At 68.6% G+C, this 23,287-nt stretch carries 19 protein-coding genes; 10 read left to right on the top strand and 9 right to left on the bottom strand.

Translation table 11 applies throughout. The features are described 5' to 3' along the window. Positions 1 to 49 precede the first annotated feature (49 nt). The 7 genes from SPHPH_RS0116975 to SPHPH_RS0116945 form a co-directional block, all read right to left on the bottom strand. Positions 50 to 442: a cytochrome c-type biogenesis protein gene (locus SPHPH_RS0116975; protein WP_028967772.1), complete on the bottom strand. Its 393-nt coding sequence runs from the start codon at positions 440 to 442 to the stop codon at positions 50 to 52. Continuing rightward, complete coding sequence (locus SPHPH_RS0116970) at positions 439 to 966, bottom strand: DsbE family thiol:disulfide interchange protein (RefSeq protein ID WP_028967771.1); 528 nt, start codon at positions 964 to 966, stop codon at positions 439 to 441. Before SPHPH_RS0116970 ends, SPHPH_RS0116975 begins: the two co-directional genes overlap by 4 nt. After that, positions 963 to 2,888, bottom strand: coding sequence for a heme lyase CcmF/NrfE family subunit (locus SPHPH_RS0116965; protein WP_028967770.1), 1,926 nt, complete (start codon positions 2,886 to 2,888; stop codon positions 963 to 965). Before SPHPH_RS0116965 ends, SPHPH_RS0116970 begins: the two co-directional genes overlap by 4 nt. 361 nt (positions 2,889 to 3,249) lie before the next feature. Then, positions 3,250 to 3,468: a hypothetical protein gene (locus tag SPHPH_RS0116960; protein ID WP_238303169.1), complete on the bottom strand. Its 219-nt coding sequence runs from the start codon at positions 3,466 to 3,468 to the stop codon at positions 3,250 to 3,252. Between the two features lie 104 nt (positions 3,469 to 3,572). Then, positions 3,573 to 5,072 carry an efflux transporter outer membrane subunit gene (locus SPHPH_RS0116955; RefSeq protein WP_156026184.1) on the bottom strand — a complete coding sequence of 500 codons (1,500 nt, stop codon included), beginning with the start codon at positions 5,070 to 5,072 and terminating at the stop codon, positions 3,573 to 3,575. 61 nt (positions 5,073 to 5,133) lie between these two features. Beyond that, positions 5,134 to 8,322 (bottom strand): efflux RND transporter permease subunit, encoded by a 3,189-nt coding sequence (locus SPHPH_RS0116950; protein WP_028967767.1) that lies wholly within the window; start codon positions 8,320 to 8,322, stop codon positions 5,134 to 5,136. A gap of 6 nt (positions 8,323 to 8,328) precedes the next feature. Further along, positions 8,329 to 9,543 (bottom strand): efflux RND transporter periplasmic adaptor subunit, encoded by a 1,215-nt coding sequence (locus tag SPHPH_RS0116945; protein WP_037488778.1) that lies wholly within the window; start codon positions 9,541 to 9,543, stop codon positions 8,329 to 8,331. Positions 9,544 to 9,655: 112 nt separating this feature from the next. Here SPHPH_RS0116945 and SPHPH_RS20085 point away from each other — a divergent pair, with 112 nt between their 5' ends. The 5 genes from SPHPH_RS20085 (at position 9,656) to SPHPH_RS0116920 (ending at position 17,432) form a co-directional block, all read left to right on the top strand. Next, positions 9,656 to 10,303, top strand: a complete 648-nt coding sequence (locus tag SPHPH_RS20085) for a TetR/AcrR family transcriptional regulator (protein WP_081668675.1) — start codon at positions 9,656 to 9,658, stop codon at positions 10,301 to 10,303. Between the two features lie 99 nt (positions 10,304 to 10,402). Continuing rightward, complete coding sequence (locus tag SPHPH_RS0116935; RefSeq protein WP_037489854.1) at positions 10,403 to 11,380, top strand: LacI family DNA-binding transcriptional regulator; 978 nt, start codon at positions 10,403 to 10,405, stop codon at positions 11,378 to 11,380. Positions 11,381 to 11,499: 119 nt separating this feature from the next. After that, positions 11,500 to 13,968: a TonB-dependent receptor domain-containing protein gene (locus SPHPH_RS0116930; RefSeq protein WP_028967764.1), complete on the top strand. Its 2,469-nt coding sequence runs from the start codon at positions 11,500 to 11,502 to the stop codon at positions 13,966 to 13,968. Between the two features lie 155 nt (positions 13,969 to 14,123). Next, a complete protein-coding gene (locus tag SPHPH_RS20080) occupies positions 14,124 to 15,890 on the top strand; it encodes an alpha-amylase family glycosyl hydrolase (RefSeq protein WP_037488776.1) in 1,767 nt (588 codons plus the stop codon). A 228-nt stretch (positions 15,891 to 16,118) separates the two neighbouring features. Next, positions 16,119 to 17,432, top strand: a complete 1,314-nt coding sequence (locus tag SPHPH_RS0116920; RefSeq protein ID WP_028967763.1) for an MFS transporter — start codon at positions 16,119 to 16,121, stop codon at positions 17,430 to 17,432. Between the two features lie 10 nt (positions 17,433 to 17,442). On the opposite strand, the gene SPHPH_RS0116915 is transcribed toward SPHPH_RS0116920, so the two are convergent. After that, entirely contained in the window at positions 17,443 to 18,168 is a 726-nt protein-coding gene (locus SPHPH_RS0116915; protein ID WP_420329294.1) for a FadR/GntR family transcriptional regulator, read from the bottom strand. A gap of 42 nt (positions 18,169 to 18,210) precedes the next feature. After that, on the bottom strand, positions 18,211 to 19,023 hold the full coding sequence (locus SPHPH_RS0116910; protein WP_028967761.1) for a DUF4336 domain-containing protein: 813 nt from the start codon (positions 19,021 to 19,023) through the stop codon (positions 18,211 to 18,213). A gap of 108 nt (positions 19,024 to 19,131) precedes the next feature. Here SPHPH_RS0116910 and SPHPH_RS0116905 point away from each other — a divergent pair, with 108 nt between their 5' ends. The 5 genes from SPHPH_RS0116905 to maiA are packed head-to-tail and all read left to right on the top strand — an operon-like array spanning position 19,132 to position 23,050. After that, positions 19,132 to 20,250, top strand: coding sequence for an 8-amino-7-oxononanoate synthase (locus SPHPH_RS0116905; protein WP_028967760.1), 1,119 nt, complete (start codon positions 19,132 to 19,134; stop codon positions 20,248 to 20,250). Then, positions 20,247 to 20,870, top strand: coding sequence for a dethiobiotin synthase (gene bioD, locus SPHPH_RS0116900; RefSeq protein WP_028967759.1), 624 nt, complete (start codon positions 20,247 to 20,249; stop codon positions 20,868 to 20,870). The genes SPHPH_RS0116905 and bioD overlap by 4 nt, the downstream gene beginning before the upstream one ends. Further along, entirely contained in the window at positions 20,867 to 22,102 is a 1,236-nt protein-coding gene (locus SPHPH_RS0116895; RefSeq protein ID WP_028967758.1) for an adenosylmethionine--8-amino-7-oxononanoate transaminase, read from the top strand. The genes bioD and SPHPH_RS0116895 overlap by 4 nt, the downstream gene beginning before the upstream one ends. 22 nt (positions 22,103 to 22,124) lie before the next feature. Beyond that, positions 22,125 to 22,361 (top strand): hypothetical protein, encoded by a 237-nt coding sequence (locus SPHPH_RS0116890; protein WP_028967757.1) that lies wholly within the window; start codon positions 22,125 to 22,127, stop codon positions 22,359 to 22,361. Between the two features lie 41 nt (positions 22,362 to 22,402). Beyond that, positions 22,403 to 23,050 (top strand): maleylacetoacetate isomerase, encoded by a 648-nt coding sequence (gene maiA, locus SPHPH_RS0116885; RefSeq protein ID WP_028967756.1) that lies wholly within the window; start codon positions 22,403 to 22,405, stop codon positions 23,048 to 23,050. Positions 23,051 to 23,287: the final 237 nt, after the last annotated feature.

Below are 23,287 nucleotides of genomic sequence, written 5' to 3'. Positions count from 1 at the left end.
ATCTCCCGAACAATCGCGCGCTCAACGCACGATCACGCCGGGCGACGCATCACCGCCGACGGAAGGTCGCGCGCGCCAGCCACGCACCCAGTGCGAGCAACGCCAAAGGCGCGAGCCACAACGGCAGGGTCGCGGCGCGCAACGGCGGGGCGTAGCTGACGTAATCGCCGTAGCGCGCGATCAGCCACGACCGGACCGCCTCGGGCGCTTCGCCGCGCGCGATCCGTTGCCGGACCAGCGCGCGCATTTCGCCGGCCATGTCGGCATCCGAATCAGCGATCGACTGCCCCTGACAGACGACGCAGCGCAGCGTCTCCATCAGCGCGCGCGCCTGCCGCTCCTGATCGTGGTCGCGCAATTGGGTATAGGCGAGCCGTGGCAGCGCGGTCTGCGCGGCGAGCGGCGCGGCGAGCAGCAAGGTGACAACCGCCAGCGCCTTCATTTCGCGTCCGCTAGTGCTTGCAGAAGCTCGGGCACGTCCTCGGCGCGGATGTCGCCGACATGCTGCGCGCGGATCACGCCCTTGCCGTCGACCACGAACGTCTCGGGCACCCCCGACGAGCCGAGCGCGAGCTGGACGCGGCTGTGCGCGTCGGCGCCGACGCGGGCGTAGGGATCGCCGTTGCGGCGCAGGAAGGCGGCGACGTCGCCGGGCGTGTCCTTGATCGCGATCGCATCGATCGGCACGCCCGCCGCCTTGAGCGTCAGCAATTGCGGGGCCTCGGCGACGCATGGCACGCACCAGCTCGCGAAGACGTTGAGCAGCCGCGGGCTGCCCTGTCTGAAGTCGGCGCTGGCCAGGCCGGGCTTGCCGGGGGCGATCGCGGGCAGGACGAAATCGGGCAGCGGTCGCCCGACCAATGCCGAGCGCACCGTGCGGTCGGCGGGCTGCCACAGCCCCCAGGCGATCACCGCGACGATGATGCCGAACGCGCACAGCGGCAGCCACACCAGCCAGCGCTTCACGCGAATGCCTCCGCACGCTGCTTCGTCCGCCACAGCCGGTATTGGTGCCCGACCAGCGACAGCGCGCCGCCGATCGCGATCATCGCCCCGCCCAGCCAGATCAGCGTCACGAACGGCTTCCACCACAGCCGCAGCTGCCAGCGCCCGTCGTCACCCAGCGCGCCGAGCACCGTGTAGAGCTGGCCGTTCCACATCGTCGCGATCGCGCTTTCGTTGGTGGTCGTCACCGGCGTCGTGAAATAGCGGACCTGCGGGCGCAGCACGAAGCGCGTGCCGCTCTCGTCGGTCACCGCCAGCCGCCCCTCGAGCGCGCTCCAATTGTCGCTGACCAGCGGACGCACCCCCTCCAGCCGGACGGTATAGCCCGCGATCCGCGCCGGATCGCCGACCCCGACCGCGAGCAACGTCTCCTGCGTATAGGCGGTGCTGATCGCCATCCCCGCCAACGACACCGCGATGCCGAGGTGCGCGATCACCATGCCCCACAGGTGCAGCGGCGCACGCGCGAGGTTGCGCTTCGCCAGCGGCGCGACGCTCGCCACCGCCAGCCCGGCGGCCAGCGCGACTCCGGCGAGCGGCAGCACGCCGATCGGCCCGCCGAGCAGGAACACGCCGACCCCGGCGAACAGCGCGGCGGCGATCGCGGGGAAGGAGCGCTGGATCAGCGCCTCGGCCTCGTCACGCCGCCAGCGGAGCAGCGGCCCGGCCGCCATGATGGCCACCAGCAGCAGCGCGATCGGCCCGGCGGTCGAGTCGAAGAACGGCGGGCCGACCGAGAGCTGGATATCGAACGCAGCGGCGATAATCGGGTAAAAGGTGCCGATCAGCACGATGCCGAGGATCACGGTCAGCAGCAGGTTGTTGGCGACCAGCGAGCCTTCGCGGCTGAACGGCTCGAACAACTTGCCCTGCCGGACGCTGCCGACGCGTGCGCCGAACAAGGCCAGCGCGCCGCCGATGTACAGCAGCAGCAGCACGAGGATGAAGCTCCCGCGCCGCGGATCGACCGCAAAGGCGTGGACGCTGGTGAGGATGCCCGAACGGACCAGGAAGGTGCCGATCATGCTCATCGAAAAGGCGACCACCGCCAGCATCACGGTCCACGCGCGCAGGCCGTCGCGGGTGGCGAGCACCGTCACCGAATGGAGCAACGCGGTCGCGGCGAGCCACGGCATCAGGCTGGCGTTCTCGACCGGGTCCCAGAACCACCAGCCGCCCCAGCCGAGCTCGTAATAGGCCCAATAACTGCCCGCGGTGATGCCGAGCGTCAGGAAGATCCACGCAGCCAGCACCCACGGCCGCATCGCGCGCGCGAACATTGGCCCGACATCGCGGGTGACGAGCGCGCCGACCGCGAAGGAGAAGGCGACCGACAGCCCGACATAGCCGGCGTAGAGCGTCGGCGGGTGGAAGGCGAGCCCCGGGTCCTGCAACAGCGGATTGAGCCCCGCGCCATCGGGTGGCGGCGGGCTGAGCCGCGCGAACGGGTTGGAGGCGAACAGCAGGAAGGCGTAGAAGCCGAGCGCGATCGCCGCCTGCGCCGCCAGCGTCGCGACCAGCGTCGGCTGCGCGAGGCGATGCTCGAACTTCGCGACCGCTGCACCGGCGACGCCGAGGATCGTCACCCACAGCAGCATCGAGCCTTCGTGATTGCCCCACGCGCCTGCGAACTTGTACAGCCACGGCTTCATCGAATGGCTGTTGGCGGCGACCAGCACGACCGACAGGTCGGTGTCGAGGAACGCGCGGATCAGCGCGCCCATCGCGATCGCGGCCAGCGCGCCCTGCACGATCGCGACTGCGCGGATCGCGCCGACCGCCTGCGGCATGTTTCGCCGCAGCGCGATGACGCCGAGCAGCACCTGCAACGCGGCGAGCGCGGCGGCGAGCCACAGCGCGGCGAGCCCGGTTTCGGCGGTCATGCGGAAATATGCCGTTGAATCACCCGCCCGCCTTACGCCGGTTCGCGGGGGCGCGTCGAGATGGTCGCCGCTTTCGCCTACCTGTCATCATTGGCGGTCGAGACGGGTGATGCTCCTTTTCGTCATTGCGAGCGCAGCGAAGCAATCCAGGGCGTCCTGGTCCGGCTCTGGATTGCTTCGCTGCGCTCGCAATGACGGCGTTGCGGTTTAGGCAAACGAAGCCTCCCCGGGCGCGAGGAATGGGAAGGTCATCCACTCCGTCATTCCCGCGAAGGCGGGAATCCAGAACCTCGGACGGTGCGGCCCTTGCACGGACCTGCGCGTCTGGATTCCCGCCTGCGCGGGAATGACGGAGGAAGCTTCAAATCCGCCGGTGCTTCCCGCCGTAATGCTGGCCGATGTAATCCTTGATCCGCGCCATCTCGGTCGCCGCCGCGCGGGTCGCCTCGGCGCAGCACGGCATGGGATCGCGTTCCGCCGCCGAGGCGCGCATCGCGACGCGCTCGCACAGCGTTTCGACATCGGCGCGTGACAGGATGTTCTTTTCGCGCAGCACGCACAGCAAGCTCTGGAGAATCACCAGGCTTTCTTCGCCTGCGCGCACGTCCGGGGTGACCATCGCCAAATCCTCTCCGTCGTTTTTCCACGACAGGGTACGCCGATCACCACCGGACGCAAGGGGCCTTAGCGATCGGCCGTCGCCGGCACCTCTCCCGCCAAACCGCCGCCCAGCGCGCGGTAAAGCTCTATCAGGTTGTTCGCCTGCGTCAGCCGGGTGGTCACGAGCTGCTGCTGCGCCGAATAGGCGGTACGCTGCGCGTCAAGCGAGGTCAGGAACGAATCGACCCCGGCGCGGTAACGCGCGTCGGACAGCCGTGCCGCCACCGATGCCGCATTGGCGCGCGCGCCCTGCGCGGAGAGCTGCTCGCCGATCGTGCCGCGCTGCGCCAGCGCGTCGGCGACCTCGCGGAAGGCGGTCTGGATTGCCTTCTCGTAGGTGGCGACCGCCGCCTCGCGCGATGCCTTGGCATAATCGAGATTGCCGGCGTTGCGCCCGCCGTCGAACAGCGGGAGCTGCACGGACGGCGCGGCATTGTAGTTGAACGTGCCCCCGCCGAAGAGCCCCGACAGCGCCGAAGAGATCGTCCCAATCGTCGCGGTCAGCGAGATGCGCGGGAAGAACGCCGCGCGCGCCGCGCCGATATTGGCGTTCTGCGCGATCAGCTGATGCTCGGCCTGCAACACGTCGGGGCGGCGCAGCAGCACCGCCGAGGACACGTCGCCAGGCAGCGCGTCGCGGGTGAAGGCAACCGTGCCGAGCGAATCGGGCAGCTGCTCCGCCGTGACGGTGGTGCCCGCCAGCAGGTTGAGCGCATTCTGGTCACGCGCGACCTGCGCGGTCAGCGTCGCGATGTCGTTGCGCGCCGCCTGATAGTTGGTCTCCGCCTGCCGCGCCTCCAGCTCGGAGGCGACTCCGATGCGGAACTGTGCGCTCGTGAGCCGCACCGTCTCCTCGAAGGTCTTGAGCGTCTCGCGGCTGAGCCGGAGTTGCTCCTGATCGGCGGCGAGTTGCAGCCACGCGCTCGCCACTTCGGCGATCAGGCTGATCCGCGTGCTGCGCTGCGCCTCCTCGGTGGCGAAATATTGCTCGAGCGCGGCGCGGTTGAGGTTGCGGACGCGCCCGAACAGGTCGAGTTCGAACGCCGAGAAGCCGACGTTGGCCGAATAGAACTGGATGTTCGACGAGCTTTCGCCGACCGCTCCGCCCGCCGCGGCACCACTGCCGCCGCTGGTGCCACCCGTCCCAGTGCCAGTGCCAGTACCGGTTCCGGCACCCGTGCCCGTCCCGGTGCCGCCGGTAGCGCCGCCGCCTGCCGCGCCGATCGCGCCGAACAGGTTGTTGGTGTAGGTCGCCGACCCGGTGACGCCGGTGGTCGGCACCACGGCCGAGCGCTGAACGCGATATTGCGCGCGCGCCTGGAGGACGTTGGCCGCCGCGACGCGCAGGTCGCGGTTGTTGGCGAGCGACGTCTCGATCACCTGCCGCAGCCGCGCGTCGAGGAAGAAGTCGCGCCAGCCGATCTGCGTCACGTCGGGCGCATCGGTGGCGGCGCGCGGGTACACGCCGCCCTCCGGCAGGGCGAGCGGCACCGCGCCGGTCGGGCGTTCGTATTTGGGTGCCATGTTGCACCCGGCGAGCGCGCTGGTCAGCGCCAGCGCGGCGAGAAACGAGGAACTCTTCACGTCAGGCCCCCTGATGGGCGGTGTCGCCCGTGGGATGATCGTCATGCGCAGGCGCATCGTCGTGCGGCTCGTTCTCGTCCTTGCCATGCCCGAACAGGCGCAGCACGACGACGAAGAACATCGGCACGAAGAAGATCGCCAGCACCGTCGCGGACAACATGCCGCCGACCACGGCGCGGCCGATCGCATTCTGGCCGCCCGCACCCGCGCCGGTCGACACCGCCAAGGGCATCACGCCGAACACGAACGCAAGGCTGGTCATCAGGATTGGGCGCAGCCGCAGCTTTGCCGCCTCCACCGCCGCGTCGAAGGCGCTCATCCCCTCGGCGATCCGCTCTTCGGCGAATTCGACGATCAGGATCGCGTTCTTGGCGGACACGCCGATCGTGGTGATGAGCCCGACCTGCAGGTAGATGTCCTTGTTCAGACCCGTCAGCCACGCCGCCAGCACCGCACCGATGATGCCGAGCGGGACGACCAGCAGCACCGAGATCGGCACCGACCAGCTTTCGTAGAGTGCGGCGAGGCAGAGGAAGACGATCAGCAGCGACAGCCCGTAGAGCGCCGGTGCCTGGCCGCCCGACAGCCGTTCCTCATAGGACAGGCCGGTCCATTCCAGCGTCGTGCCCGGGGGCAGCTTCGCATGGATCTCCTGCAACGCTTCCATCGCGGCGCCGGTGCTCTGCCCCGGTCCCGGCGAGCCTTGCAGCTGCATCGCCGGCTGCCCGTTGTAGCGGGTCAGCGAGACCGGCGCATTGGCCCATTCCAGCGTCGAGAAGGCGGTGAACGGCGCCATCTGCCCGTTCGCACCGCGGACGTAGAGTTCCCCGACATCCTCGGGCGACATGCGATACGGCGCGTCGTTCTGGACATAGACGCGCTTCACACGACCGCGGTCGATGAAGTCGTTGATGTACCCGCCGCCCCACGCGGTCGCGATCGTCGAATTGACCGCCGACAGATCGAGGCCGAGCGCGCGCGCCTTGTCCTCGTCAATCTTGACCTTGAGCTGCGGCGCGTCCTCGAGGCTGAGCGGGCGGACCTGTGCCAGCCGCGGATCCTGCGCGGCCATGCCGAGCATCATGTTGCGGATCTGCGTCAGCTTCTCGTGCCCGACACCGCCGGTGTCGACCAGCTGGACGTCGAAGCCGGTGGCATTGCCCAGCTCCTGCACCGCCGGCGGGATCAGCGCGAAGATCAGCCCGTCCTTATATTGCGAAAGCGCCCTCATCGCTCGGCCGACGATCGCTTGCGCGCGATTGTCGCCACCCGAACGGTCTTCCCACGGCTTCAGGTTGACGAAGACGAGGCCGGTGTTCTGGCCCTGACCCGCGAAGCTGAAACCGTTGATCGTGAAGACGCCCTGGACGTTCTTGCCTTCCTGCTTGAGGAAGTGGTCGCGCGTGATCGCCAGCCCCTTTTCGGTGCGGGCGGTGCTCGCGCCGGCCGGGCCCTGCACCAGCGCGATCACGAAGCCCTGGTCCTCGTCCGGCAGGAAGCCCGAGGGCAGCCGGATGAAGATCAGCGCCATCCCTGCGACGATCAGCAGATAGACGAACAGCGAGCGCTTCCAGTGACGCGCCGTGCTCTTCACCCCGCCCTCGTAGCGATGCTGCGCACGGTCGAACTTGTCGTTGAACCAGCGGAAGAAGCGCGCCAGCGGCCCCCTGCCTTCCTGCTTGTCCGGGTCATGCGGCTTAAGGATCGTCGCGCAGAGCGCGGGCGTCAGGATCAGGGCGACCAGCACCGAGAGCACCATCGCCGAGACGATCGTGATCGAGAACTGGCGATAGATCACGCCGGTCGACCCGCCGAAGAACGCCATCGGCAGGAACACCGCCGACAGCACGAGGCCGATGCCGACCAGCGCGCTGCTGATCTCGTCCATCGACTTGCGCGCGGCTTCCTTCGGGGAGAGATGCTCGGTGACGATCAGGCGTTCGACGTTCTCGACGACAACGATCGCGTCGTCGACGAGCAGGCCGATCGCCAGCACCATGCCAAACAAGGTCAGCGTGTTGATCGTGTAGCCGGCCAGCGCCATCACCGCGAAAGTGCCGAGCAGCACGACCGGCACCGCGATCGTCGGGATCAGCGTCGCGCGCCAGTTCTGAAGGAACAGGAACATGACGAGGAAGACGAGCACCACCGCCTCGATCAGCGTGTGGATCACCTGCTCCACCGACAGCCGCACGAACGGCGTGATGTCGTAAGGGTAGATGACCTTCACGTCGGCGGGCAGCGTCTTGCCGATCTCGGCGACGCGCGCCTTGAGCAGGTCGACGGTGTCGAGCGCGTTCGCCCCCGCGGCCAGCCGGACGCCGAAGCCCGATGCCGGCTTGCCGTTATACTGAACGTCGAAGCCGTAATTCTCGGCGCCGATCTCGATCCGCGCGACGTCGCGGAGGCGGACCACCGAGCCGTCGACGCCGGTCTTCAGTCGGATGTTGCCGAACTGCTCGGGGGTCTGGAGCCGCGACTGCACCGAGACGGTCGCGTTGAGCATCTGCTCCTTGGGTGCGGGCTGCGCGCCGATCTGACCGGCGGAAACCTGCGCGTTCTGCGCCTGCACCGCCGACGTCACGTCGGCGACCGTCAGCGCGTAATTGTTGAGCTTGAGCGGATCGATCCAGATGCGCATCGCATATTGCGAGCCGAACACCTGCAACTCGCCGACGCCGTTGATGCGGCTGATCGGGTCCTGGAACTTCGACACGACCATGTCGGCCAGATCGTTGTTGCTGTGCGAGCCGTCGGTGGAGACGAGCCCGACGACCGCGAGGAAGCTGGCCGCCGACTTGGTCACCTGGATGCCCTGCCGCTGCACTTCCTGCGGCAGCAGCGGGGTTGCCGCCTGCAACTTGTTCTGGACCTGCACCTGCGCGATGTCAGGATCGGTGCCCTGTTCGAAGGTCAGCGTGATCGTGACCACGCCCGCCGACGAGGAGGACGATGAGAAATAGCGCAGGTTATCGATGCCGCGCAGCTGCTGCTCGATGATCTGCGTGGTGGTGCGCTCGAGCGTTTCGGCGTCGGCGCCCGGATAGGTGGCGGCGATCGCGACCGCCGGCGGCGCGATCTCGGGGAATTGGGCGATCGGCAGGCTGCGGATCGCGATGATCCCCGCCAGCATGAGTCCCACGGCGATGACCCATGCGAAGATGGGTCGGTCGATGAAAAAGCGCGACATGCGGCGTTACTTTCCCTGGGCCTGCTGGCCCTGCGCCGCGCCGCCCGGCGCACCGGGTTGCGCGGGCGCGGCGTTCGGATTGTAGGGCACGGCCTTCACCGGCATGCCGGGACGCAGCATCATCGCGCCTTCCATTACCACCTTGTCGCCCGGGTTTAGCCCGGCGGTGACCAGCCAGTTCTCGCCGATCGTGCGTGGCGCGGTCAGCTGGCGCGGCTGGAGCTTGCCGTCGGCCCCGACGACCAGCGCGGTGGGATTGCCGCGCTCGTCGCGTGTCACCGCGCGCTGCGGTACCAGGATCGCGTTGCTCTTCGTGCCCTCGACCAGCTCGGCACGGACATACATGCCCGGCAGCAACAGCCCCTTCGGGTTCGGGAACAGCGCGCGGATCGTCTGCGTGCCGGTGTTCGGATCGACGCTGACGTCGGCGAACTGCAGCTTGCCCTCGATCGGATAGACCGAGCCGTCCTCCAGCCGCAGCCGGACCCGCGCCGCGGTGCCGCCGCGCGCCAGATCGCCCGCGGCGATCTGCTGGCGCAGCTTGAGCAGATCGGCACTCGACTGCGAGACGTCGACGTAGATCGGGTCGAGCCGCTGGATCGTGGTCAGCGGGGTCGTCTGCGCCGCGCTCACCAGCGCGCCGGTGGTCGTCACCGACCGGCCGATCCGCCCCGAGATGGGCGCGCGGATCGTGGTGCGCGCGAGGTCGATCTGCGCCGAGCGCAGCGCCGCCTGCTGCGCGGCGACATCCGCCTGCGCCTGCGCGGCGGTGGTGACGGCATTCTCATAATCCTGCCGCGCGATCGCGTTGATCTTGACCAGTTCGCCGTAACGGCGCTGGAGCGCGGCGCTCGACGCGATCGCGGCACGCGCACGCGCCACGGCGGCACGCGCGCTGGCGACCTGCGCCTGATACGGCTGCGAGTCGATGCGGTAGAGCGGCTGGCCGGCACGGACGAGGTCGCCCTCGGTGAAGAGGCGCGCGGTGACGAGGCCGTTGACCTGCGGGCGCACCTCCGACGTTTCGAATGCGGTGGTCCGCCCCGGCAACGTCGAGGTCAGCGTCACCGACTGCGGCTGCACCGTCACCACGCTCACTTGCGGCGGCCCGGCCTGCGCCTGCTGTTGTTGCTGCTGCTTTTCGGCGTCGTTCCCGCCTCCGCAGGCCGCGAGCGGCACCAGCATCATCGCGGCGACCGCGAACCCCGTTTTCGGCCCCATTTTCGGCATGGACATCTCTTATGAAGTGTGTGAGTGATCGCTCACTCACGAATGCTGCTACTGCGAACAGGTGGCACCGTCAAGCTGGGAAGAAGATGGTCGGCGTAAATTGATGCAGCGGTGTAACCAAGGATGTCCCGAACCCGACGCCGTCTTCCCCCGCGACCGGAGCGGGAAAGCAAACGCACGTCGTGCGAAAATTGTTCAGGCGGCTCGGGAACTTTTTGCAGAGCACGGCTTCCACGCCACGAGCATGGCGAAATTGTCAGAGCGATCGGGGGTGCTGGTCGGCCAGATCTATCGCGACTTCGCCAACAAGGAGGCGATTGTCGCCGCGCTGGTCGAACATGATCTGGACGAGTTTCTGGCCGGTGACGAACTGTGTGCGGCGCGCTGTACGGCCGATCGGACGATGGTGCGCGATTGGATCGCACGCTTCATCGCGTGCAACGAACTCAACGACACGCGGCTGATCGCCGAGATCATGGCCGAGGCCAACCGCAACCAGCGGATCGCCGAAATCTTCGACACGATGGACGATCGGCTGCGCGGGCAATTGGTGCGCGCGCTGAAGATCATCGCGCCGGGGGCCACCGACGAAGGCCGCATCGCACGGCTAGGCGAGTCGATCCTCATCATGGCGGGCGGGATGTGCCAGCGGCGGCTGATGAACGCGCGCTGCACCGATCCCGAGGTGTTAAAGCTGCTGATGGACTTCATCGACGGCGAGATCGCCGCGATCGAGCGCGATCAGGGCTGAACCGCGCGGGAACCGCGACCATGACCCACATTGCGACGCGCCACCGACCGACTATGAAGCATCCGAACAAAGCGGGGACATGACGCGGTGGCGACGGCGATGAAGCTGGCCGATCTGGCAGCGATGGCGGGGGTTTCGACGGCGACCGTGTCGCGTGCGCTGTCGGGACACCCATCCGTCAGCAAGACCACGCAGGAGCGCATCCGCGCGCTCGCCCGCGAACACGGCGTGCGCCCCAACCAGCTGGCGCGCAATCTGCGGATGCGCAGCACCGGCGCGATCGCGCTCGCCATGCCGCTGGGCCATGCGCGCACCCAGCATCTGACCGATCCGTTCTTCCTCAGCTTGCTGGGCTTTCTCGCCGATCTGCTGGTGGATCGCGGCTACGACATCCTGTTGTCGCGCGTGCTGCCGGAGAATGACGAGTGGCTCGACCGGCTGGTCGACAGCGGACGTGTCGATGGCGTGCTGCTGGTCGGGCAGTCGGACCAATATGACACGATCGAGCGCGTCGCCGCGCGCTATGCGCCGCTGGTCGTATGGGGGGTCAATCGCCCGGAGCAAAAGCATCTGACGATCGGGTCGGACAATATCCTGGGCGGGCGGATCGCAGCGACGCATCTGCTCGGGCTGGGGCGCAACCGGCTGTTGTTCCTCGGCGATCCCGCACCCCCCGAATTTGCGGATCGGCTGGCGGGGTTCCGGGATGCGGCCGGAACGACGGCGGTCGAGGTGCTGTCGTGCGAGATGGACCCCGATGCGGTCCATGCCGCGGTGGGCGCACGGCTGGCGCAGGGTGACGCGCCCGACGCGATCTTCGCTGCCTCGGACGTGGCCGCGATGAGTGCGTTACGCGCGCTGACCGAGGCGGGCCTCGACGTGCCGGGCGATGTTGCGGTGGTTGGTTATGATGATGTGACGCTGGCCGCGCATACGTCGCCGCCGCTGACGACGATCCGGCAGGATCTAGTGACCGGCACGCGGCTGATGGTCGAAACGCTGCTCCGACGGATCGCGGGAGAGCCCGCGACCAGTGCGATCGTCCCCCCCGAACTGATCCTACGCGCCTCCGCCTGATACGCCGGACTCCATATGCAATCGTTTGCAGAAACTTCTTTGCAATCGATTGCAGTGCCGATATGTAGCTGACATCAGGCTGTTCGGAAAGGACGGCTGCTCAGGAGAGGTTTTCCGTGATGACGCTGCGTTTCCGCCTGCTCGCCTCGATCCCCGCGCTGCTGATCGCCGGTGCGGCGCACGCGCAAGTTCCGCAGGCCGCGGCGGCTGATCCGGCCGAAGCGACTGTTTCTGAAGACATTGTCGTCACCGGCGTGGCGCAGGGGCGGAACCGGCTGGATACATCGGTGTCGGTCAGCTCGCTCGATGCCGACCTGACCGCCAAGATCCCGCCGCGCAACACCGCGGAAATCCTGCGCAATCTGCCCGGCGTCCGCGTCGAGGCGTCGGGTGGCGAGGGCAATGCCAATATCTCGGTGCGCGGCCTGCCCGTCGCGTCTGGCGGTTCCAAGTTCCTGCAATTGCAGGAAGATGGCCTGCCGGTTCTCGAGTTTGGCGACATCATCTTCGGCAACGCCGACATCTTCATCCGTAACGATCTGTCGCTCGCCCGGATCGAGTCGGTGCGCGGTGGATCGGCGTCGACGTTCGCCAGCAACTCGCCCGGTGGCATCATCAACTTCATTTCGAAGACCGGCGAGCAGGACGGGGGCTCGTTCCAGCTGTCCTCGGGCATCGACTATCGCGAATATAGGGCCGACTTTGCGTATGGCGGACACATCGATGCGCAGACTCGCTACGAATTGAGCGGTTTCTACCGCCTCGGTGACGGTCCGCGCGATGTCGGCTATGACGCGATGCGCGGCGGCCAGATCAAGGCCAACATCACCCGCGAGTTCGACCGCGGTTATGTCCGCGTGTACGGCAAATATCTCGACGATCGCAGCATCGCCTATCTGCCCAATCCGGTCCGCGTGACCGGCAGCGACGGCGACCCTACGTACCAGAACATTCCGGGCTTCTCGATCAACGAGGATACGCTGCACAGCCGCTACATCGGATCGGTGCTGACGCTGGACGGCAACAACAATCCCGTCCGCCGCAACATCGGCGACGGGATGCACCCGGTCGTCAAGTCGGTCGGGTTCGAGGGCAAGTATGAGATCGCCGATGGCTGGAACGTGACCGAGCGGTTCCGCTATTCGGATATCAGCGGCGACTTCGTCTCCCCCTTCCCCGCCGCGGTCGGCGATGCGCAGACCACCGCCAACGGCTTTGCCGGTGCGGGCGCGCAGCTCTATTACGCCAGCGGCCCGCTGTCGGGGCAGCGGATCGCCAATCCGGGTACGGTCGGCGGCAACGGCCTGCTGGCCAGCGTCGTGCTGTTCGACGTCGACTTGAAGAGCCTCAACAACATCACCAATGACCTGCGCATCAACGGTAAGGTCGAGTTGGGCGGCGGCGCGCTGTCGATCGCGGCAGGCATCTACAATTCGCGGCAGGACGTGAAGACCGACTGGCTGTGGACGTCGTTCTTCCAGACCGTGCAGGGCGATGGCCGGTCGGTGCTGGTCGACGTCCGCAACGCCGCGGGCGTATCGCAGACCGCGGGAGGCACGCTGTATTCGGCGTCGTTCTTCGGCAATTGCTGCCGCCGCAGCTACGACATGCGCTACACCACCAATGCGCCGTTCGCGCAGCTCGGCTTCGAGGTCGGGCGGCTGAACATCGACGGCAGCCTGCGCTACGACTTCGGCTCCGCCAAGGGCAGCATCGCGGGCGACCTGCCCGGCGCGGTGACGACGCGCGCGCAGGACATCAACGGCGACGGTGTCCTCTCGGTCGCCGAGCAGACCGTCGGCTTCATCCCGAACAACCGCACCGGGATCGACTATGACTACAGCTATTTGTCGTATTCGGCGGGCGTGAATTACCGGCTGAGCGATACGCTGGCGGCGTTCGCGCGCTACAGCCGCGGCGGACGGGTCAACGCCGACCGGTTGCTGTTCGGGCCGACGATCGACACCACGACCGGCGGGCTGGTCAACGGCTCCAAGCCGTACGACTTCGTCAAGCAGGCCGAGGGCGGGGTGAAATTCTCGTCCGGGCCGGTGGCGCTCTACGCCACGGTGTTCAACGCCAAGACGCAGGAAACCAACTATCTGCTGTCGCAGCAGCAATTCACCAGCCGCCGCTACGATGCGACCGGCGTCGAGCTGGAAGGCCGCTTCCGCCGCGGGCCGTTCTCGCTGACCGCCGCGGGCACCTATACCGATGCGAAGATCACCAGCGACGCGACCGACGCGACGCTGGACGGCAACCGGCCGCAGCGGCAGGCGGCGTTCGTCTATCAGGCGACCCCGCAGCTCGATTTCGGGCGCGTCAGCTTCGGTGCGAACGTGATCGGGACGACGTCGAGCTATACGCAGCCGGTCAACCAGCTGAAGATGCCGGCCTATACGCAGGTCAACGGCTTCGTGCTGGTCCGCGCGGCGGATAACGTCAGCTTCAACCTGAACGCCAACAACATCTTCAACGTGAAGGGCATCACCGAGGCGGAAGATGCCGCGATCCCGTCGAACCAGCTGGTGCGGGCGCGGTCGATCAACGGGCGGACGATCGCGGCGTCGGTGCGGTTCGATTTCTGAGGGCTGACGTCATTCCGTCATTGCGAGCGGAGCGAAGCAATCCAGAGCCGGACCAGGACGCCCTGGATTGCTTCGCTACGCTCGCAATGACGGAGGGGCGCTGTTTTCTCAGGACGAACGGGTAAGATGATGGACGACACGGGATATCGCGGATCATGACCATGCAGCAGCGCCTAGAGGCGATCGCACCACGACTGCGTCGCCAGTTGGCGCGGCTCTATCCCGATCACGATGGTGAGGCGCTGTGGGCGACGGTCGAGGCGCTGCTCCACGCCCGCGCCGCGGAGCGTCCCGCCGCGATGCAGGCGCTCGACAGCGCGCGGGTCGCTGATCCCGACTGGTTCGTACGGCCCGACATGCTCGGCTATTCGACCTATGTCGATCGCTTCGGCGGCACGGTGGAGGGGCTCGCCGCGCATGTCGATCATCTTGAGGCGCTGGGGGTTCGCTACCTGCACGTCCTCGCGCTGCTCAAGGCGCGGGCGGGCGACAGCGACGGCGGGTTCGCGGTCGCGGATTATCTGAGCATCGAGCCGTTGCTGGGCACGATGGCGGACGTCGAGCAGCTGACCGAGCGGCTGCGCGCGGCGAAGATTAGCCTGTGCGTCGACCTGGCGCTCAACCACACCGCCGACGATCATGAATGGGCGAAGGCGGCGCGCGCGGGCGACCCCTTCTACCGCGACTTTTACATCGTCGTCGACGATGCCGAGGCGGCGGCGCGCGATGCCGAGCTGCCGGAGGTGTTCCCGACCACCGCGCCGGGCAATTTCACCCACGTGCCGGAGATGGGCGGCAACGTCTGGACGACCTTCTATCCGTTTCAGTGGGATCTGAACTGGCGCAACCCGCAGGTGTTCGTCGCGATCCTCGACGCCGCGCTGCGGCTCGCCAATCACGGGTTCGAGGCGTTCCGGCTCGACAGCACCGCCTTCCTGTGGAAGCAGCCGGGCACGACGTGCCGCAACCTGCCGGAAGCGCATTACATCGTCCGGGGGCTGCGCGCCGCGCTCGACATCGTCGCGCCCGCGACCTTGCTCAAGGCGGAGGCGATCGTCCCGACCGCGTTCGTCCCGCCCTATTTCGGGATGGACGAGGGAGCCGGGTTCGAGCCCGAATGCCATCTGGTCTACAACAATTCGCTGATGGTCGCGGGCTGGGTCGGGCTCGCCGAACGATCCGCGCAGCTGCCCGCAGCGATCGTCGCGGCAAGCGGCGGACTGCCGTCGGGGGCGAACTGGCTGAGCTATGCGCGCTGCCACGACGATATCGGCTGGGGCGCGGTGCTCGGCGACCTGCGTGCGATCGATCCAGAGCCCGAAGCGCGGTTGCGCGCCGCCGCCGCCTTCCTGCACGGTGCGGGCGACAGCTGGGCGCGCGGGGTGCCGTTCCAGTCCGACGGTGCGGCGCTGCACGGCACCAACGGCACGCTCGCCTCGCTGGCCGGGCTGGAGGCGACGCGGGACGATGACGCGCGCGAGATGGCGTTGCGGCGGATCGCTTTGCTCAACGCGCTGTCGATCGCGAGTGGCGGGCTCGCCACGACCTATATGGGCGACGAGGCCGGGCTGCTGAACGATTACGATTATGCCGGCGATCCCGAGCTGGCGCACGAGGGGCGCTGGATTCACCGCCCGGCGATGGACTGGTGGGCGCTGGAGACGCCGGCGGCGCTGCGGATCAGCGGCGATCTTACCGCGCTGCGCGATGCGCGGATCGCGAGCGGGGGGGCGGGCGCGCCGGGTTTGATCGAGACCGGGGATGCGGCGCTGCTGGGCATTGCGTGCGGGGGCGACCGAGTGTTCCTCAACTTTGGTGATCGCGAGGTGGCGGTGCCGGAGGCGGGTCGCGATCGGTTGAGCGGCGCGGCGGTCGAGGCGGTGCCGGCTTGGGGGGTGGTGTGGCTGGAGGGCGGCGCATGATGACCAGCGATCCGTCATTCCTGCGCAGGCGGGAGTTCTGCGAAAGTGCGGACCATATCCTTCGTAAGCCGTTCCCCGGCGAAGGCCGGGGTCCAGTTGGGGAGGACGTTCTGATGCTTACAAGCGTCTCCCAACTGGGCCCCGGCCTTCGCCGGGGTACAAGAAGGGGGCTTTCGCAGAGGTTTCGCCTTCGCGGGAATGACGAAGCAGTGAGACAGGAGCCATGAGATGAGCAAGCCGCGCCTGTCGCTGGCCCGGATCGTCGAGATGAACCTCGGCTTCCTCGGGCTACAATTCTCGTTCGGGCTGCAACAGGCCAATATGGCGCCGATCTATGGCTATCTCGGCGCGGACGAGGCCAGCCTGCCGCTGCTGTGGCTCGCCGGGCCGGTCACCGGGTTGCTGGTCCAGCCGCTGATCGGGGCGATGAGCGATCGGACCAATACGCGGCTCGGGCGGCGTACGCCCTATTTCCTGATCGGTGCGGTGCTGTGCAGCCTGTGTCTGTTCGCGATGCCGTACAGCCGCGCGCTGTGGATCGCGGCCAGCCTGTTGTGGATTCTCGACGCCGCCAACAACGTCACGATGGAGCCGTATCGCGCCTATGTCGGCGACCGGCTGGCGGAGGACCAGCGCGCGACCGGGTTCCTGACGCAATCGGCGTTCACCGGGCTGGCGCAGACGCTGTCGTATCTCGCGCCGTCGCTGCTGGTATGGATCGGGTTCGACAAGGATGCGGTCGACGCCAACGGCATTCCCGATATCACGCGGATCGCGTTCCTGATCGGCGCGGTGTTGTCGCTGTCGACGATCCTGTGGTCGGTGTGGCGGGTGCCGGAATTGCCGCTGCCGCCCGAGGAGCAGGCGCGGCTGGCGGCCGAGCCGCTGACGCTGCGCGCGACGCTCGCCGATCTGAAGGCGGCCTTGGTCGAGATGCCGAAGCCGATGCGGCAGCTCGCGCTGGCGATGCTGTGCCAATGGTATGCGATGTTCGCCTATTGGCAGTTCATCACCTTCGCGCTGGCGCGCTCGCTGCACGGCACCGTCGAAACCGGGAGCGCCGCGTTCCGCGACACCGTGCTGACCGTCGGGCAATTGGGTGCCTTCTACAATGCCGTCGCGTTCGTCGCGGCGCTGGCGCTGATGCCGCTGGCGAAGCGATATGGCGCGAAGGCGGTCCATGCCTGCTGCCTCGCCGCCTCGGGCGCGGCGATGCTGGCGATCCCGGCGCTGCCCTCCGAGGGGTGGCTGTTCGTCGCGATGATCGGCATCGGCGTCGGCTGGGCGGGGATGATGGGCAATCCGTACATCATGCTGACCGGCATGATCCCGCCCGAGCGCAACGGGGTTTACATGGGCATCTTCAACATGTTCATCGTCATTCCGATGATGATCGAGAGCCTGTCGATCCCGCTATTCTATCGAAGCCTGCTGGGCGGCGACGCGCGCGGGGTGATCGTGCTCGGCGGGGTGCTGATGCTGGCCGGTGCGGTGGCGACCGTGATGGTCGGGCGCGGGGCGCGCGCGCGGGTGGTGGCGTAGCGCCCTGCCCTCACGCCGCCAGCGCGACCTCGGTATCGCGCTGCGCTTGCCGGATCAGCCGCTCGGTCACCGTGCGCGCGCCCGCGCCGTCGCCGTTGGCGATCGCCTCGAACAAGGCGCGGTGGAGCGGGATCGGGTCCTGATATTGCGCGGGCGTGCGGTATTTGAAGAACGTCGTCCAGCGCACCGCGGCGGCGATGCTGCTCGACAGGCTGACCAGCAGCTCGTTGCGCGTGGCGTGAAGGATGGTCGCGTGGAAGCGCTGATCGGCGCTCTGCCCCTCCTGCGTGCGCAGGCCGTGGATCGCCATGATCTCCAGCGCATGCCCCATCCGCGACAGTTCGGCGGCGCTGCGCTGGAGCGCGGCCAGCTCGGCGGCGGCGGGCTCGACGATCAGCCGCAGCTGGAACAGGCTGCGGACGAAATCGAGCGATGGCGCGCCCTCGAACATCCACGCCAGCATATCGGGATCGAGAAGATTCCAGTGTGCGCGGTCGCGCACCCGCGTCCCTGCCTTGGGCCGGCTCTCCACCAGCCCCTTGGCGCTGAGCATCCTGAGCGATTCGCGGATCACGCTGCGCGAGACGCCGAATTGTTCGGCCAGCTCCAGCTCGCCGGGCAGCGTGACGCTGGCCGGGTGTCGTCCGGTGACGATCGCGACGCCCAGATCATGCGCGATCGTCACATGCGCCGGCCCGCGCCGCTCGCTTCTCTCCACGCTGCCCCCCGCTATCATGCCGCAGCTTAGGCGGATGCGCGCGGCAGGAGCAAGGCGCGGTTATTCGGCCCAGGCGAGCGCGCGGCGCAATTGCCCGGCAGCGTCTTCGGTGAAAGGCCGGCCATGCGCGAACACCACCCGCTCGGGCGCGAGCGCGACCAATGTCGCCACCGCCGCGCGCAGGTCGCGCCCGCCGAAGCGCAGCACCGGGCGGAGGTAGCGCGGCGTGGTCCCCCACGCCCCGCCGCTCAGCCGCGCGATGAAGGCGGTGATCGGGGGCAGTCGCTCGGGCTCCATGTGCTGGACGACGTCGGTGAGCACGAGCGTGCGCGACGCGCGGTGGTGGAACCACACTTCGTTGAACCCCGCCGCGCCCGCGATCAGCCCCTGGTCGACCGCCTCGGCCCATTCGGCGGGCGGCACCGCGCCCAGCTCGCGGTCGATCCGCAATCCGCTGCGCTGCACCTGCCCGCGCTCGCCGAGCCCCGGTGCCGCCCAGAGCAGCGCCTTGGGATAGGCGCGCTGCCACGCCGGCAGCCGCGTCCAGTGCGCGATGTTCGGCGCGATCAGATGCCGCACCACGCCCAGTTCGGCGAGCGCCGCCGCCAGCGCCGGGGTGAAGCGCGTCGGCGAGTGCAGCATCAACGAGCGGTCGGGCAGCCGCAGCACCGTCATGCGGATCGGCAGCGACAGGCCGGAGGCGATCATCGGCCCGCTGTCGACGATCCACACGTCCTTGCCGAACGGTTTGGGTACGTCGAGCGGCGGGTAACTGGCGGGGGCGTCGCTGCGCCGTTCGCGCGCCGCCAGCCAGGCGACCGCGCCGGCGGCGACCGCCGCGCCACCCAGCGCGAGCTTCGTGTTGCGGTCCATGCGTCAGCTCCCTCTGCATCCGTCGATCGAGCGCTGCCAACGCCCGAGCGCGGCGATCGGTGGCACGGATACTGGCCAAGCGGCACCGGCGGCGGCATACGCGCGGCGATGCAGCTTGTCGCCCAACGCGCCCATCTCTCCGCGCTCGCCGATGCCGGACGCCTGCGCACGCTCGCGCCGCGGCGCGGCGTCGACCTGTCCTCAAACGATTATCTCGCGCTGTCGACCACGCCACGGCTGGTGGCGGCGGCGCAGGCGGCGCTGGCGCAGGGTGTCGCGCTCGGCTCGGGCGGGTCGCGGCTGTTGCGCGGCAACGACGCCGAGCATGAGGCGCTGGAGGCCGAGGCGGCGGCGTTCTTCGGCGCGGAGGCGGCGCTGTCGTTCGGCTCGGGCTATGCCGCGAACACCGCCTTGCTGTCGTCGGTGCCGCAGCCCGGCGACCTGATCGTTTACGATGCGCTGGTCCATGCGAGTATGCACGACGGGATGCGGCTTGGCCGCGCGACCTGCGTCGCGGCGGCGCATGGCGACGCGCAAGCCGCCAACGACGCGATCGCGGCGTGGCGCAAGGCCGGCGGCACCGGCACGCCGTGGATCGCGGTCGAAAGCCTCTACAGCATGGACGGCGACCTGACCGATGTCGCCGCCTATCTGGCGGTCGCCGACCGGCATGACGCGATGCTGGTCGTCGACGAGGCGCACGCGACCGGCGTGTGGGGCGGGGGCGGGCGCGGCGTGGCGGAGGCGTGGCATGGGCGCGAAAACCTCGTGACGCTTAACACCTTCGGCAAGGCGCTGGGCTGCGAGGGGGCGGTGCTGTGCGGGCCGGCGATCATCCGCGACTTTCTGGTGGCGCGCGCGCGGCCGTTCATCTTTTCGACCGCGCCGTCGCCGCTGAGCGCGGCGGTGGCGCGCGAGAGCCTGCGCGTCGTTGCCGACGAGCCCAATCGACGGGCGAAGCTCCACGCGCTGATCGACGCGGCGCGGCGATACCTCGCCCCGCTCGGCGCGCGTGTCGAGTCGCAGATCGTGCCGCTGGTGATCGGCGACGATCGCGAGGCGATGCGCGTCGCGACGGCGGTGCAGGCGGCGGGGTTCGACGTGCGCGGCATCCGCCCGCCGACCGTTCCGGCGGGCACCGCCCGGCTGCGGATCGCGCTGACCCTCCACGTCACCGAGACGGAGATCGCCGCGCTGGCAAACGTGCTGAAGGAGGTACTGCCATGAGCGGGACGATCGTCGTCACCGGGACCGACACCGATGTCGGCAAGACCGTGTTCGCCGCCGCGCTGACCGTCGCGCTCGGCGCGCGTTACTGGAAGCCGGTACAGGCCGGGCTGGCGGACGGCAGCGATGCGGGCAGCGTCGTGCGGCTCGGCGTCGACGCGGCGAAGGTGTTGCCCGAGGCGTATCGGCTGAACACGCCCTGCTCGCCGCACCGCGCCGCCGAGATCGACGGGGTGACGATCGACCCCGTGCGGCTTGCGCTGCCGGCGGGTGACGGGCCGTTGGTGGTGGAGGGCGCGGGCGGGGTGCTGGTGCCGCTGACCCGAACGTGGTCGTTTGCGGATCAGGCGGCGGCATGGGGGCAGCCGGTGGTGCTGGTCGCGCGCACCGCCCTCGGCACGATCAACCACAGCCTGTTGTCGATCGAGGCGCTACGTTCGCGCGGCGTGCCGTTGCTCGGTGTCGCGTTCATCGGCGACGCGGTCGAGGACAGCGAGGCGGTGATCGCGGAGATCGGCAAGGTCCCCCGGCTAGGGCGGTTGCCGCACCTCCCCGACCTGAACGCCGCGACGCTCGCCGCCGCCTTCGCCGCGCAGTTCGATGTCGAGGATTTCCGGTGAGTTCGGTCTGGCACCCCTTTACCCAGCACGGGCTTCAGGAGCCGATCCCGTGCGTCGTGCGCGGCGAGGGCGCGGTGCTGCACACCGCCGACGGGCGGCGCGTGATCGATGCGATCTCGTCGTGGTGGGTGACCACGCACGGCCATGCGCACCCGAAGATCGCCGCCGCGATCCGCGCGCAGGCCGAACGGCTCGACCAGATGATCTTCGCCGGCTGGACGCACGAGCCCGCCGAGGCGGTCGCCGCCGGGCTGCGCGCGATGATGCCTGACTCGCTGACGCGGGTGTTCTTCTCGGATTCGGGGTCGACCAGCGTCGAGGTCGCGCTGAAGATGGCGCTCGGTTACTGGCTGGCGCGGGGCGACGCGCGCCACCGCATCCTCGTCATGGAACATGGCTATCACGGCGACACGATCGGCGCGATGTCGGTCGGGCAGCGCGGCGTGTTCAACCGCGCCTATGCGCCGCTGCTGTTCGACGTCGAGACGATCCCCTACGCGGCGACTGGCGCGGAGCAGGCGACGCTCGACGCGCTCGACCGCGCCTGTGCCGGCGGTGCCGCGGCGTTCATCGTCGAGCCCTTGGTGCTCGGCGCGGGCGGGATGCTGTTCTATTCGCCCGACATGCTGCGCCAGATGCGCGACGTCTGCGCGCGGCACGGCGTGCTGTTCATCGCCGACGAGGTGATGACCGGCTGGGGCCGCACCGGCACGTTGCTGGCGTGCGAGCAGGCGGGGATCGAGCCGGATATCCTGTGTCTGTCCAAGGGGTTGACCGGCGGCGCGCTGCCGCTGGCGGTGACGATGGCGAGCGAGCCGATCTTCGCGGCGCATTGGTCGACCGATCGGGCGAGGATGTTCTTCCACTCGTCGAGCTACACCGCCAATCCGATCGCCTGCGCCGCCGCCGCCGCCAATCTGGCGATCTGGCGCGAGGAACCGGTGCTGGAGCGTGTCGCGCGGCTGGGCAACGCGCAGGCGGCGCGGCTGGCGACACTCGACGGAATTCGCGACCCGCGCGTGCTCGGCACGATTGCGGCGTTCGAGATCGGTGCGGGCGAGGGCTATCTCTCCGACCTCGCGCCACGCCTGATGGCGGCGTTCCGCGAACGCGACGTGTTGCTGCGCCCGCTCGGCGACACGCTCTACATCATGCCGCCCTATTGCATCGGCGACGACGATCTCGACCGCATCTATTTCGCGATTTCGGAGGTACTGGCACGCCACCGATGACGCGGATGTGCGTTGGGGGAGAATGACCGCTCCTTCCCGCCATCGCTCCGTCGCGTCGATCCTGTGGCGTCGCTGGCGTGGCTGGTGGTCGGACCACCGGGCGATCGCACGCGAGCGGGCGGCGGCGCTGGAGGCCAGGGCGCGCGACGCGCTGTCGCTAGGGGAGGCGCAGCGGCTGGCGATGGAGGCCGCGGCGCTACGCGCGGTGGCCGACGGCGCGGGGCGGCGCAAAGGGATCATTCCGTTGCTGCGCAACTGATGCGGCACGCCTAGTTTACCCCTGACATCAGGGGAGGATCCATGACCGCGACGTCCGACAGGCCGGTGCTCCACGGCTATTTCCGCTCGACCGCCGCCTATCGCGTGCGGATCGCGCTCAACCTCAAGCGCGTGGCGTGGCGCGATGCCTTCCACCATCTGCGCCACGGCGAGCAGCGGTCGCCCGATTACCTGCGCCTCAACCCGCAGGGGCTGGTGCCGGCGCTCGAATGGGATGGCGCGGTGCTGACGCAGAGCCTCGCGATCTGCGACTATCTCGACGAGCGCGTGCCTGAACCGCCATTGCTGCCCGCCGATCCGGTTGCGCGTGCGCGGGTCCGGGCGTTCGCGCAGGTGATCGCATGCGACACGCATCCGGTGCAGAATCTGCGCGTGCTGCAACGGCTGCGCGGCGCCGGGCTCGACGAGGCGGCGGTCAATGCGTGGGCGCGCGACACGATCGCCGAGGGGCTGGCAGCGTGCGATGCGCTGATTGCGGATGGGCATGGGCCGTATTGTTTCGGCAAGACGGTGACGCTCGCCGATCTGTGCCTCGTGCCGCAGCTGGTGAATGCGCGGCGCTTCGGGGTCGCGCTGGCGTGGCCGCGCTTGCTGGCGATCGAGGCGGCGTGTCTGGCGCTGCCGGCATTCGCGGACGCGGCACCGGAGCGACAGCCGGACGCGGATTGACTTTATTGGTTCACGCGGAGGCGCGGAGCCGCGGAGGTGTTCCGCCCGGCGCCGCAGGCATGTTCAGAAACGAAGGCGGATCCGTCATTGCGAGCGCAGCGAAGCAATCCAGAGCCGGATCAGGACGCCCTGGATTGCTTCGCTTCGCTCGCAATGACGAAAATGATGTCCGGCGGGCGCGGCAGTCGCGCCCTCTCTGCGCCTCCGCGTCTCTGCGCGCGATCAATCCGCAGGACG

It is taken from the genome of Sphingomonas phyllosphaerae FA2 (assembly GCF_000427645.1).
GTDB classification, from domain to species: domain Bacteria; phylum Pseudomonadota; class Alphaproteobacteria; order Sphingomonadales; family Sphingomonadaceae; genus Sphingomonas; species Sphingomonas phyllosphaerae.
The sequence above is the reverse complement of the archived record's forward strand: the minus strand, read 5'-3'. Positions and strand labels throughout refer to the sequence as shown.